We start from the raw sequence: 12,264 nt of genomic DNA, 5'->3' as shown, positions 1-12,264 counted from the left end.
TCGCTGCCCAGACGGCTGGTCCCGGCAAAATCAGGAAAGATCAGCCGCAAGGTCGGCAAATCGCTCCAGATCCGCGTCGTCGTGATACAGGCCGAGCCCGATCCGCAACACATCGCCGCGCACGTCGGTGACGCAGTCCTGCGCCATCAGCGCTTGCTGCCATTCGGCGGCCTTCGGATGGCGCAAGGCAAGGAATCGCGCCGGACCGCTCGGCGGATCGAGCAGGTCGGACGCGCATAGCGGGGTGCCGGCAAGGCTGTCGGCGAGGCGCTGCTTCAGGCCCCTCACCCGCTCGCTAATCCGCGCGGTGGTCAGCCCTTCGCTCGCCAGCATCCGGCGGATGTGGAGGAAGCGGTAGAGGGCCGAGGGATCAAAGGTCGCGCCCATGAAGCGCATGGCGTCGGGTGCGTAGCCGACCTGCCCGGGCGGCAGGGTCAGATCCTCGAATTCGGCATACCAGCCGGTGATCGGGGGGCGCGGCCCGAACCCCGGCGGGCAGTGCATCAGGCCCAGCCCTTCGCCCGACATGGCATATTTGTAGCCACCGGCGAGGAAGAAGCAGCTCTTCCCAAGGGCGCCGGGCGGCTCGGGCACCGCCATGAAGCTGTGATAGCCGTCGATGACCACCCACGGGCCCTGGGGTGAAGCAATGGCGGCAAGCGCGTCGAGACCGGGGACGAGGCGCCCGGTGCCGAACATCAACTGGCTGACCATGACGAGGTCGGCCTCTCCTGCCCGCGCAGCGAGACGCTCGGCGAGGGTGTCGTACGGTTCGGGGGGCAGCACGTCGAGGGCGATGTCGCCGCTTTCGGCCCAGCGCGCGAACTGGCGCCGGGCGCTGTGGAATTCGCCGCTGGTGGTCAGCACGCGCAAGGGGCCGGGCGTGCGGCGCGGGGCGGCGGCCCACAGGCGGATGATGAAGTCGTGGGTGTTGGCGGCAAAGACGATAGCGTCGGGTCGGCCGCTGCCGAGCTCGGCCGCGACCTCGGCCTGCGCTTCGGGCCACAGCTCGCCCATCACCCGGTCCCATTTGCGATCGGCAAGCCGCGCGGCGTCTTCCCAGCATTCGACCTGGCCCGCGAAGCTGGCGTCGGGCCACAGGTGATGGCTATGCGCCGCCATGTGCAGCCGCCCGGGCGCGGCCGACAGGCTGCGGGTGAAGAGGTGCTTGAAGCTCATAGCTGGGTCCGGATCGCCCACAGTTCGGGAAACGCGCGTTTTTCGAGGGTCGAGGCGAGATAGCTTGCGCCCGCCGAGCCGCCGGTGCCGGGCTTCATGCCGATGATGCGTTCCACCGTCAGCAGATGCTTGTGCCGCCAGCCCGACAGCGCGTCGTCGATGTCGATCATCTTTTCCGCCAGCTGATACAGCGCGAACCAGCGTTCCGTGTCGCGATAGACGGCGAGCCAGCTGTCGGCTCCCTGGCGGACGCGGGCGGCGTCGGCGGTTTCCCACAGGCTCGGCGCGTCGAGCGCGGCCTGGAGCCGCGAGCGACCTTCGCCGCCGCCTTCCTGATAGTCGAGGAACTTCGGGTCCTTGATCCCGAACTTGTATTCGAGCTCGCGGAATTGCGCCGACTGAAAGCCTGACGAGGTGCCGAGCACGTGGCGGAAGGCGGAATAATCGACCGGGGTCATGGTCGCCAGCACGTCCCACGGCAGGGTCATTACCGACTGGATCCGGCTGACCCGGGCCAATGCCTTGTAGGCGGCGGCAAAGTCGTCTGAGGCGACAAGGCGGATCGCGAGGTCCACCTCGTGCAGCATCTGCTTCAGCCACAATTCCTTGGTCTGGTGAATGACGATGAACAGCATCTCGTCATGCAGGTCAGACTTGGGTTGCTGCGCCGACAACAGGGTCGGGAGCTGAAGATAATCGGCATAGGTCATGCCGGCCGGGTGCGCGGTCATGGGTGGGGTCTAGGGGCTTGACGGGCCCGCGTCACCCCAGCCGATTACTGTTGTGGCTGGGCTCCGCCAAGGCCGCCGCTGCCGACCGTGCCGATGTTGCCGAAGAATTCCTCGAAGAAGCTCTTCTTGCGGCCGAGCGTCGGGGTCGAGCGGCCATAAGGATCGATCGAAGCGATCTGTTCTTTCCCGGTGCGATCGACGCCCGCGACGTTGCCCGCGGCATCGAAGCGGATGCGCAGCACCGACTGCTCGGTCACCCGCGGCGTGCGGAACGCGAAGGTCGAGGTCTTGCGGCTGACGTAATACCATTCGTTGTCGTTGAACTGGCCGGTAAAGGTCGGCCGGCCGAGCGTGCGTTCGACGCTGGCCTTGTTGTCGGTCCCGACCTGCACCGCCGAGGCCAGCTCCTCGTTCATGATGAAACCGCGATTCTCGCGATAGCCGGTACAGCCGCCGAGGCTGACGCTCGCGGCGAGGGTGGCGAGAAGGAGGAAGCGCTTGCTGGTCACGAGATAGATTGCTCCGGCTGCCGACACCCTTGCGTCGGCGGTTCGCCCGCTCAATATCGGCTGGGGGTCGCTCCGCCAAGTGCAGCGGCTCTCCTGAACGGAGGATGATCATGAAGTCGCTGATGCGGCTGTTCCGGAGCGAGCCGAATATCGCCGAGCCGCTCTATGCCCAGGTCGTCGCCAAGGCGCGTGCCCCACATTGGTACGTGGAGGGCCGGGTGCCCGACACGATGGAAGGCCGCTTTTCGGTGCTGGCGACCTTGCTGGCGCTGACCGATCTGCGTCTGGAGCAGGGCGGCGAGGTTGCCACCAAGGCCAGCGTCGCGCTTGCCGAATGCTTCGTGCACGACATGGATTCGCAGCTTCGCCAAGACGGCGTCGGGGATCCCGTCATGGGCAAGCGCGTCGGCAGCCTGGTCGGGGCGCTCGGCGGGCGGGTCGGCGCGTGGCGCCGCGCGATCGGCGGCGAAGAAAGCTGGGATGCGGTCGCGGGCCGTTCGCTGTATCGCGGAGAGGTGCCGTCGGATGCGGCGCTGGCGCATTCCTTGGATGAGCTGAAGCGGTTCTGGCACGCGCTGCAGGGCCGCGGCGATGAGGCGCTGATTAGCGGGGTGCTGCCGTGAGCGAACTCAAGCTGTCGCTGGACAAGCTGCGTGATGGGCAGCGAATCGATTATGCCGCGGACGAAGCGGAGCGGGCGGCGGTGGCGGAGCGGCTCGATCTGCTCGGACTCGAGCGGCTCGAAGCGGCGCTGACGCTGCATTGCGAGGGTGAAAAGGTCCGGGCTGAAGGGCGGCTGATCGCCAGCGTCACCCAGGCCTGTGTCGCCAGCGGCGAGCCGGTGCCGGCGAGGGTGGACGAAAAGATCGCGCTCCACTTTCTGCCCGAGCCCAAGGGCACGCCCGACGAGGAGCTGGAACTGAGCGCCGAAGATCTCGACGTCATCTTTCACGACGGACGCGAAATCGACCTCGGCACGGCGGTCGCCGACGAACTCAGCCTCGCGCTCGACCCTTATCCACGCAGCGCGAAGGCGGAGGATGCGCTGAAAGAAGCCGGCGTGCTCAGCGAAGAGCAGGCCGGTCCGTTCGCGGCGCTGGCGGCGCTGAAAGGCAAATAACCCCGTCGTCCCGGCGCAGGCCGGGACCTCGGGCGTTCAGGCACTCCAGGTGTGGGAGATCCCGGCCTTCGCCGGGATGACGTCGTGGTCTCAGAACGGAACGTCGTCGTCGAGGTCGTCGAACGCCGCCGGGGCAGGCCGATTGCCCTGGCTCGATCCGCCTGAGCGACCGCCGCCGAAGCCGCCGCCGCTGCTGCCACCACCGAAGCCGCCATCGTCGTAGCTGCCGCCACCGCCGCTGCTTCGACCGCCGCCGAAGCCGCCACCCCCACCGCCGCCTTCACCGCCGCGGCCGTCGAGCAGCACCATCGAGCTGTTGAAGTTGCGCAGCACGACTTCGGTCGAATAACGATCCTGGCCGTTCTGGTCCTGCCACTTGCGGGTCTCGAGCTGGCCTTCGAGATACACTTTCGAGCCTTTCTTGAGATAGCTCTTGGCGACCTTGGCGAGGCCTTCGGCGAAGATCGCGACCGAATGCCACTGCGTACGCTCCTGGCGGTTGCCTTCGCGGTCCTTCCAGTTTTCCGACGTGGCGATGCGCAGGTTCACGACCTCGCCCCCGTTCTGGAACGAGCGGCTTTCCGGGTCCTGCCCCAGATTGCCGACCAGAATGACCTTGTTGACGCTTCCCGCCATGAATCGAAACTCCTCTTTATCGAGGAGCAGCTATAGGCCGAGCGCCACCGCCGTCCAGTAGGTCGCGCCTGCCGCGAGATAGGCGAGAGTGAAGAGATAGCCGACCATGAACAGCGGCCAGCGCCAACTGTTGGTTTCGCGCCGGGTGACCGCGATGGTCGAGATGCATTGCGGCGCGAACACGAACCAGGCGAGGAAAGCGAGCGCGGTCGGCAGCGGCCAAGCGTAGCGGAGCCGTTCGGCGAGGCTCTGTTCGAGCTGCGCTTCGTCGGCTTCGTTCAGGGCATAGACGGTGGCGATGGCCGACACCGCCACTTCGCGCGCCGCCATCGAGGGGAGCAGCGCCAGCGCGATGTCGTGATTGAAGCCGATGGGTTTGACGACGACCTCGATGCCGCTGGCGATCTTGCCGGCGATGGAGACTTCGGACTGGCTTTCGCCCGGGCCGGCCTTGGGGAAACTGGCGAGCGCCCAGAGCAGAACGGTGGTGACGAGGATGATCCCGCCTGCGCGCTTGAGGAAGATGACGGTGCGCTGCCACAGGCCGAGCGCGACGTCTTTCAGAGCGGGCATCTGATATTTGGGCAGCTCCATCATGAACGAGGACGCTGCGCCCCTCGCCACTGTCTTGCGCAGCGCCAGCGCGGCAAGCAGCGCGCCGACGATGCCGGCGAGGTACAGGCCGAACATCACCGCGCCCTGCAGATTGACGAACGGCGCGATCTCGCGGTGGGGAATGAAGGCGGCGATGATCAGGGTGTAGACCGGCAGCCGCGCCGAACAGGTCATCAACGGCGCGACAAGGATGGTGGTCAGCCGGTCCTTTTCATTGTCGATGGTGCGGGTCGCCATGATGCCCGGAACGGCGCAGGCGAAGCTCGACAGCAGGGGAATGAAGGCGCGGCCGGACAGGCCCGCGGTGCCCATCAGACGGTCCATCAGGAAAGCGGCGCGGACCATGTAGCCGGTGCCTTCGAGGAGCAGGATGAACAGGAACAGGATCAGGATCTGCGGCAGGAACACGACCACCGCGCCGACCCCGCCGATCACGCCGTCGACCAGCAAGGAGCGCAGCGCGCCTTCGGGCAGCACATCGGTAACGCCGGTACCGATCGCCGAAACGCCGCTTTCGATCCAGCCGATCGGGGTTTCGGACCAGGCGAACACCGCCTGGAACATCGCGAACATCACCAGCGCGAGAATGGCGACGCCGGCGACCGGATGAAGCAGCACGCGGTCGAGGCGGTGGGTCCAGCGGCGCACCGGGGCTTCGCTGACGACGGCGGCGGCGGCGATCCGGCGGGCTTCGCGGGCGAGATCGGTGGGAACAGCGATGGGCGCGGTGGAACGACCGATGGCTTGTTCGAGCGCCTCGCGCACCGCTTCGAGACCACGGCGGCGGACGGCGACGGTTTCGACCACCGGAAGGCCGAGCGCCTGCGATAGCTGGTCGGCCGAAACGGTCAGGCCGTCGCGCGCCGCCATGTCGATCATGTTCAGCGCGACCACCATCGGCAGCCCGAGGCTGCGCAGTTCGAGCGCGAAGCGGAGGTGATTGTCGAGGTTGGAGGCGTCGACCACCACCAGCAGGGCGTCGGGCTTGCGCTCGCCAAGCTGATTGCCTTCGAGCACCTTGCGGGTCACCGCTTCGTCGGGGCTGGACGGCTCGAGCGCGTAGGTGCCGGGCAGATCGACCAATTCGACCGAGCGGCCGTCGGGGAGCGCGGTTCGACCGCTCTTCCGCTCAACGGTAACGCCTGGATAATTGCCGACCTTCTGCCGCGCGCCGGTCAGGGCATTGAACAGCGCGCTTTTGCCGGCATTGGGATTGCCGACAACGGCGACGAGAGGGGCAGGGAGGGTCACTGGCGGCCTCAGGCCCGGGATCAGTCGGCCGGGACGACCCGAATCGCGCGGGCGTGAACGCGGCGAATCGCCACCGTCATCCGCCCGACCTTGACCGCCAGCGGGTCACGCCCAAACGGGCCGGCATGCAGCGGCTCGACCATCACATCGGGGTCGAAGCCGAAATGGCGCAAGCGCGCCGCTTCCTGGGTGCCGAGCAGCGCCCAGTCGATCGCCGACACGCGGCCACGGCGACCCAGCTGAAGCTGGTCGAGGGCGAGCGCGAAATCCGAGGGCGAGGGCTGCATCGTCATTGCTGCAACTGATTATCAATAACAGCAGCGCGGGTCCAGCCCGTTGTTTGCGCTAGCGCGGCGGGTAGCGCAGGCGACCGAGGAAGCGGGTCACGCTCGGCCGTTCGGCTTTGCCTAGGCCCGCCTTCCACTTTTCGAACTGCATGACGTTGTCGATTCGCCGGTCGAGGAAAGCGGCGGTGTCGGCATTGCCGTCGCTGTCGTCCTGCAGCCAGGCGAGCAGAGTCGACCCATAGACCGCCGAGAGGATCGCGCGCTTGGTGTAATGATTGTAATCGGTCGCGGTATCGCCGGCCATGCGCCACATGACGTCGGCGCTGCGCCACGACAGGCGCGCGGCGGCAGGCGCGTTCTGCGGCATGGCGAGAATGGCGAGCGCGCGGCGAATCGCTTCCTTGGCCGGTTCCTGGATCTGAAGGCGGGTCCAGACGAGGCTGCGGATGCGCTCCCGGATTTTCATCGCGGCGAGGGTTTCGGGCGGAAGCGCTTCGGCGAGCGCCTTGTCGACGCCCTGCCCGTAAAGGTCGATCAGACCGACCGCGCCGTCGGGGATCGTCAGCATGGCAAGCGCGGGATCGACGCCCTCGCTCAGCGCTGCGGCTTCGACCGCTGCCGGGGTCCAGCCGTCGAACGCGGCATTCTCGCCGATCGCGAGCGCGAGATCGAGCGCGGTCGCTTGCGCGGGCGAAAGGGTGTCGACGGTCATGCCGGGTCCGACTTGGGGCCGGAACCGTCACCTTGCAAGCGGACCAGCACCAAGGCCGCGCCGATCGCGAAGGCGCCGAGGAAGTCGAGTGACGTCATGACCTCGTTATAGAACAGCCACCCGATGATTGCCGATACGGCCGGTTGGGTCAGCAGCGCGAGGCCGACCACCAGCGGCGGGACCTGGCCCAGCGCATAGACGAGGCAGCCTTGCCCGACGACCTGGCTGCCGATCGCAAGCAGCAGGAGAGGGGTCCAGTCGGTCGGCCAGATCGTCTCGCCCATCGCGGCGGCGAAGGGCAGCAGCATGGCGGCGCCGAACGCACTGGAGAGGATCAGCACGGGCAAGGGCTGCATCGAGCCGCGCACCCGCTCCACCGCGATCAGGTAGCCGGCGTAGAGCAGTCCGGCGAGCAGGGTCAGGAGATCGCCATGCAGATAGCGCGCACTGAGCTCGGCGCTGCCCGCCATCAGCAGCGCCGCCCCCGCGAGCGCGAGGCCCAGCGCCGCCGCCTGCAGCCAGGTCGGCCAGCGCCGCGCCAGCCACAGGCCCCACGCGGCAAAGGCGAAGCTGGCGACATTGCCGAACAGCGTCGCATTGCCGAGCTTGGTGAGGTGTATGCCCGCGTGCCAGGCAGCGAGGTCGGCGGCGAAAAAAAAGGCGGCGACGGCGATGATCAGTGCCGACGCGCGGCCCGGCCAATGCGCGGGCTGGCCCATCGCTTTGGCCAGGACAGCCAAGAACGGCAGCGCCAGCGCCAGCCGCCAGAATCCTGCGGCGCTCGGACCGACATCGCTCAGCCGCACCATCCACGGCCCGAACGCCAGCGCAAGATTGCCGAGCATCAGGACGGCAAAGGCCCGGGGAGAAACGCGCTGGGTCACCAGCGCCCCTTAGTCGCCATGGAGGCGGGGTCCAGCCCCGCGCGATTGTTATGCGCCGCCGCCGCCCTATCTGACGATCCGTGCTCGTTCCTCAGCAGGACTAACTTATGCCCGATCTGTTCGACCCGGTCGCTTTTGGCGACATCCATCTCGCCAATCGCATCGTCATGGCTCCGCTCACCCGGGGCCGCTCCGGCCTGACCGGGGTGCCGACCGAGCTGGGGGTCGAATATTATCGCCAGCGCGCAGGCGCCGGGCTGATCATTTCCGAAGGCACCGGCATCAGCCGCGAGGGCCTTGGCTGGCCCAATGCGCCGGGCCTGTGGACCGAGGAGCAGGTCGAAGGCTGGAAGCCGGTAACCGAGGCGGTGCACCAAGCCGGCGGCAAAATCGTCGCGCAGCTGTGGCACATGGGCCGGCTGGTCCATTCCAGCGTGACGGGCACGCAGCCGGTCTCGGCCAGCGCCACCACCGCGCCGAACAAGGCGCATACCTACGACGGCAAGAAGCCGTACGAGGCAGCGCGGGCGATCACCCATGACGACATCCAGCGCATCCTCGGCGATTATGCGACCGCCACTCGCAACGCGCTGCGGGCCGGGTTCGACGGGGTGCAGCTCCACGGCGCCAACGGCTATCTGATCGACCAATTCCTGCGCGACGGCACCAATTTGCGCGACGACGACTATGGCGGGTCGATCGACAACCGCATCCGCCTGCTGCGCGAAGCGACCGAGGCGCTGATTTCCGAAGCCGGTGCCGGCCGCACCCTGGTCCGGCTGAGCCCACTCGGCCTCGTCCAGGGCTGCGACGACAGCGATCCGCACGGCCTGTTCATCGCCGCCGGCAAGGCGCTGGGAGAGCTCGGCATCGCTGCGCTCGAGCTGCGCGAGCCGGGGCCGCAATCGACCTTCGCGCCCAGCGATATCGCGCCGGTCAGCCCGCACATCCGCCCGCATTTCAGCGGCGGGATCATCCTCAACAGCGATTACGATGGAACCTCGGCGCAGGCGCGGCTGGCGGAAGGCGTGGCCGATGCGATTGCCTTCGGACGGCCGTTCATCGCCAATCCCGACCTGCCGGAGCGCCTGCGCCGCGAGCTTCCGCTCAACGAGCCGGACCCCAGCACCTTCTACACCGCGGGGGCCGAGGGCTACATCGATTATCCGTTTGCCGAGGAACAGGAAGCCGCCTGAACCTTTGTCGCCGTCATGGCAAAAGCATCAACCAACACTCGCGTGAACTGGAAAGCCGCCGGCGCGGTCGCGGCGGCTACCCTCGTCGGGCTCGGCGTCGCCTACGTCCTTCAGGAAAAGGCGACACCGGGGCCCGATTACCGGACCTTGGTCAGCGACGGCGACCTCCAGATCCGCAGTTACCCCGCGATCAGGGTCGCCGAGACGGTGGTTTCGGGTCCGCGCAAGGAAGCGCTGAGCAAGGGCTTCCAGATCCTTGCTGACTATATCTTCGCCAAGTCGCGGCCGGGCGAGAAATTGCCGATGACCGTGCCGGTGATGCAGGATGCGGGCAATCCGATGGCGAGCGATCCGCCGCGCTTCGACGACGAGGTCGAAGGCGGCTGGCGCGTGCGGTTCGTGATGCCCGAAGGCCATGACGTGCCCGAGCCGCCGGAAGGTGTGACGATCATCGACGTGCCCGCTCGGCGCGTGGGCGCGGCGACCTTCCACGGCACCGCGCATGACGATCGGCTGCAGGCTGCGGAGGACCGGCTGCGCGGCTGGCTCAAGCGGCATGGCGAGGACGCGATCAAGTGCGAGCCGGAATATGCATTCTACAATTCGCCGATGATCCCGCCGCCGCTGCGCCGCAACGAGGTGCTGTTGGCGCTGAGCTGATGGCGTCGCCCCGGCGGGACCCGAGGCCTCCTGCGATCTTGCGCTGCGCCGTCTGAGATCCCGGCCTGCGCCGGGATGACGGTGGGTCAGATCGGGTGGCCGTCGGTGTCCATCAGCACTTCGCGTCGACCGACGTGGTCGGGCTGGCCGACCTTGCCGTCCTTTTCCATCCGCTCGATCAGCCGCGCCGCGCTGTTGTAGCCGACGCGGAGCTGGCGCTGGAGATAGGAGGTCGAGGCCTTCTGGCTTTCGGCCACCACTTGGATCGCCTTGCGATACAGCTGGCTTTCGGGATCGTCGTCGCCCTCGGGCGCGCCGTCGAGCGCGAAGCCGCCGTCCTCCGGCTCCTCGGTCACCGCGCTGATGTAATCGGGGGTGCCCTGCTTGCGCCAATGGTCGGCGATCAGGCGCACCTCGTCGTCGCTGACGAAGGGGCCGTGAACGCGGACGATCTGCTTGCCGCCCGGCATGTAGAGCATGTCTCCCTTGCCCAGCAGCTGCTCGGCCCCCTGCTCGCCAAGGATGGTGCGGCTGTCGATCTTGCTGGTGACCTGGAAGCTGATCCGCGTCGGCAAATTGGCCTTGATGACGCCAGTGATGACGTCAACGCTCGGCCGCTGGGTCGCCATGATCAGGTGGATACCGGCCGCACGCGCCTTTTGCGCCAGCCGCTGGATCAGGAATTCGACTTCCTTGCCCGCGGTCATCATCAGGTCGGCGAGCTCGTCGACCACTACCACGATCTGCGGCAGGACTTCGTAATCGAGCTCCTCCGTTTCGTAGACCGGCTGCCCGCTGTCGGCGTCGTACCCGGTTTGGACCTTGCGCCCGAGCTTGGTGCCGCGGCCCTTGGCTTCCAGCACCTTGTCGTTGAAGCTCCTCAGCGCCCGAACGCCGAGGCTCGCCATCATGCGATAGCGCTCTTCCATCTGCTCGACCGCCCATTTCAAGGCACGGATCGCCTTGGGCGGTTCGGTCACCACCGGCGCGAGCAGATGCGGAATGCCGTCGTAGATGCTGAGTTCGAGCATCTTGGGATCGATCATGATCATCCGGCACTGGTCCGGCCCCATCCGGTACAGCAGCGACAGGATCATGCAGTTCAAACCGACCGACTTGCCCGAACCGGTGGTGCCGGCGACCAGCAGGTGCGGCATGGGCGCGAGGTCGGCGATGACCGGATCACCGGCGATGTTCTTGCCCAGCACGAGTGGCAGGCTCATCGCCTGATCGGCAAAGGCCTGGCTACCGATCAGTTCGCGCAGTGCGACGCTTTCGCGCTTGGGATTGGGCAGTTCGATGCCGATGACGCTGCGGCCCGGGATGGTCGCGACGCGGGCCGACAGCGCGCTCATGTTGCGTGCGATGTCGTCGGCGAGCTGGATGACCCGGCTGGCCTTGATGCCCGACGCGGGCTCGAGCTCGTACATGGTGACGACCGGGCCGGGGCGAACCTCGACGATGTCGCCGCGCACGTGGAAATCCTCCAGCACGCTTTCGAGCAGGCGGGCGTTGCGCTCGAGCCCGGCCCGATCGACCGGATTGCGGCCGGCGTCGGTCGGCGCCGCGAGGAGGTCGATCGGCGGAAGCGCATAGCTGTCGCCAAGCGCGAGGCTCTGCTGCTGGGCGGGAGCGCCCTTCTTGCCGCGCGGCTTGTCGACCACGGTGTGCGCCGCAACGATGGCGGTGCTCGGCTCCTTGACGTTGACCTCAGGCCGAGAGCGTGGCGGCTTGGCTTCGCCGCGCTCCTCGCGCTCGACCGCGGTGCGGCGCGGCGCAGGGGCCTCATCCCGCTCGCGGCGCAGACGGGTGGCGACGAACGCGCGCTCCTCTTCGTTGAGATTGAGCGCGATGAAAGCGAGGACCAGCCCACCAATGCCGAGCAGCAGGATCAACGCGATCCGGCTCGGGCCCGCGATGGCGGGCTCGGGGATGAGGCCAAGCAACGCTTCCCATCCGCTCGCGCCCGCCAGCCCGAGCACGCCGGCGAGGCCCGCTGGAAGGCCGGAGGCGATCGACTTGGTGGTGAGGCCGAGCGCCATGCCGATCAAAACCGCGCCCGCCGCCGCGACCAGCAGCGCACGACCGATGCGCCCGGTGGGCCGATTGCCGAGCAGGCGCGTGCCCGCCAGCACCAGCACCGGCAGCAAGGTGATTCCGCCCGGCCCGAGCAGCAGGAGCAGCAAGTCGCTGGCATAAGCACCGGGAAGGCCGAGCCAGTTCTGCGCCGGCCCGCCCGCCGCGGTGCTCCAGCTCGGATCGGTGCGCTCATGCGTGAGCAGCGAGACGGCAAGCGCCAGGGCGGCGGCGATAGCCAGCACGCCCGCCAGCTTGACCGTCAGGGTGCGCACCGCGCCGCCCAGCCGGTCGCGCCAATCGGGCTCCAGCTCGCGCCGGTCCGCGCGCGTGCGTGCTGCTGCTGTCGCCATGATCGTACGTGCCTGTCCCGCCCGGTGTGTGCCTGTTCTCTCCTTGTGCCTGTCG

General features: G+C 67.7%; 13 protein-coding genes. 4 read left to right on the top strand and 9 right to left on the bottom strand.

Annotated features, from left to right (window positions below):
• Positions 1-30: 30 nt before the first annotated feature.
• Genes V6R86_RS03770 through V6R86_RS03760 form a run of 3 tightly spaced genes read right to left on the bottom strand, consistent with a single transcriptional unit; the run spans position 31 to position 2,419 of the window.
• Positions 31-1,179 carry a class V aminotransferase gene (locus V6R86_RS03770; RefSeq protein ID WP_338502242.1) on the bottom strand — a complete coding sequence of 383 codons (1,149 nt, stop codon included), beginning with the start codon at positions 1,177-1,179 and terminating at the stop codon, positions 31-33.
• Positions 1,176-1,910, bottom strand: a complete 735-nt coding sequence (locus V6R86_RS03765) for a tryptophan 2,3-dioxygenase (RefSeq protein WP_338502240.1) — start codon at positions 1,908-1,910, stop codon at positions 1,176-1,178. Before V6R86_RS03765 ends, V6R86_RS03770 begins: the two co-directional genes overlap by 4 nt.
• Positions 1,911-1,954: 44 nt before the next feature.
• Positions 1,955-2,419: an outer membrane protein assembly factor BamE gene (locus V6R86_RS03760; RefSeq protein ID WP_338502238.1), complete on the bottom strand. Its 465-nt coding sequence runs from the start codon at positions 2,417-2,419 to the stop codon at positions 1,955-1,957.
• 110 nt (positions 2,420-2,529) lie between these two features.
• Here V6R86_RS03760 and V6R86_RS03755 point away from each other — a divergent pair, with 110 nt between their 5' ends.
• Together V6R86_RS03755 and V6R86_RS03750 are read left to right on the top strand one after the other, a co-directional pair.
• On the top strand, positions 2,530-3,042 hold the full coding sequence (locus tag V6R86_RS03755) for a ubiquinol-cytochrome C chaperone family protein (RefSeq protein ID WP_338502236.1): 513 nt from the start codon (positions 2,530-2,532) through the stop codon (positions 3,040-3,042).
• The gene (locus V6R86_RS03750) at positions 3,039-3,539 is read left to right on the top strand and encodes a DUF177 domain-containing protein (protein ID WP_338502234.1); all 501 of its coding nucleotides are present in this window, start codon (positions 3,039-3,041) and stop codon (positions 3,537-3,539) included. Before V6R86_RS03755 ends, V6R86_RS03750 begins: the two co-directional genes overlap by 4 nt.
• Positions 3,540-3,629: 90 nt before the next feature.
• Here the strand turns inward: V6R86_RS03750 and ssb are convergent, their stop codons facing one another.
• Genes ssb through V6R86_RS03725 form a run of 5 tightly spaced genes read right to left on the bottom strand, consistent with a single transcriptional unit; the run spans position 3,630 to position 7,924 of the window.
• Entirely contained in the window at positions 3,630-4,175 is a 546-nt protein-coding gene (gene ssb, locus V6R86_RS03745; protein WP_338502233.1) for a single-stranded DNA-binding protein, read from the bottom strand.
• Between the two features lie 30 nt (positions 4,176-4,205).
• Entirely contained in the window at positions 4,206-6,041 is a 1,836-nt protein-coding gene (gene feoB, locus V6R86_RS03740) for a ferrous iron transporter B (protein WP_338502230.1), read from the bottom strand.
• 20 nt (positions 6,042-6,061) lie between these two features.
• Complete coding sequence (locus V6R86_RS03735; protein WP_338502228.1) at positions 6,062-6,334, bottom strand: FeoA family protein; 273 nt, start codon at positions 6,332-6,334, stop codon at positions 6,062-6,064.
• A 52-nt stretch (positions 6,335-6,386) separates the two neighbouring features.
• Entirely contained in the window at positions 6,387-7,040 is a 654-nt protein-coding gene (locus V6R86_RS03730; RefSeq protein ID WP_338502226.1) for a COQ9 family protein, read from the bottom strand.
• Positions 7,037-7,924 (bottom strand): DMT family transporter, encoded by an 888-nt coding sequence (locus V6R86_RS03725; RefSeq protein ID WP_338502225.1) that lies wholly within the window; start codon positions 7,922-7,924, stop codon positions 7,037-7,039. The genes V6R86_RS03730 and V6R86_RS03725 overlap by 4 nt, the downstream gene beginning before the upstream one ends.
• A 107-nt stretch (positions 7,925-8,031) precedes the next feature.
• Between V6R86_RS03725 and V6R86_RS03720 the strand changes: the two genes are divergently transcribed.
• Positions 8,032-9,120, top strand: a complete 1,089-nt coding sequence (locus V6R86_RS03720) for an alkene reductase (RefSeq protein ID WP_338502223.1) — start codon at positions 8,032-8,034, stop codon at positions 9,118-9,120.
• A 42-nt stretch (positions 9,121-9,162) separates the two neighbouring features.
• Positions 9,163-9,780 (top strand): heme-binding protein, encoded by a 618-nt coding sequence (locus V6R86_RS03715; RefSeq protein WP_338502221.1) that lies wholly within the window; start codon positions 9,163-9,165, stop codon positions 9,778-9,780.
• Positions 9,781-9,866: 86 nt separating this feature from the next.
• On the opposite strand, the gene V6R86_RS03710 is transcribed toward V6R86_RS03715, so the two are convergent.
• On the bottom strand, positions 9,867-12,209 hold the full coding sequence (locus V6R86_RS03710; protein WP_338502219.1) for a DNA translocase FtsK: 2,343 nt from the start codon (positions 12,207-12,209) through the stop codon (positions 9,867-9,869).
• Positions 12,210-12,264 lie beyond the last annotated feature (55 nt).

Origin of the sequence: Sphingomonas kaistensis (assembly GCF_036884275.1) — a bacterium.
GTDB classification, from domain to species: domain Bacteria; phylum Pseudomonadota; class Alphaproteobacteria; order Sphingomonadales; family Sphingomonadaceae; genus Sphingomicrobium; species Sphingomicrobium kaistense_A.
Note: the sequence above shows the minus strand (reverse complement) of the source record. Positions and strands in the feature narration are given on the sequence as shown.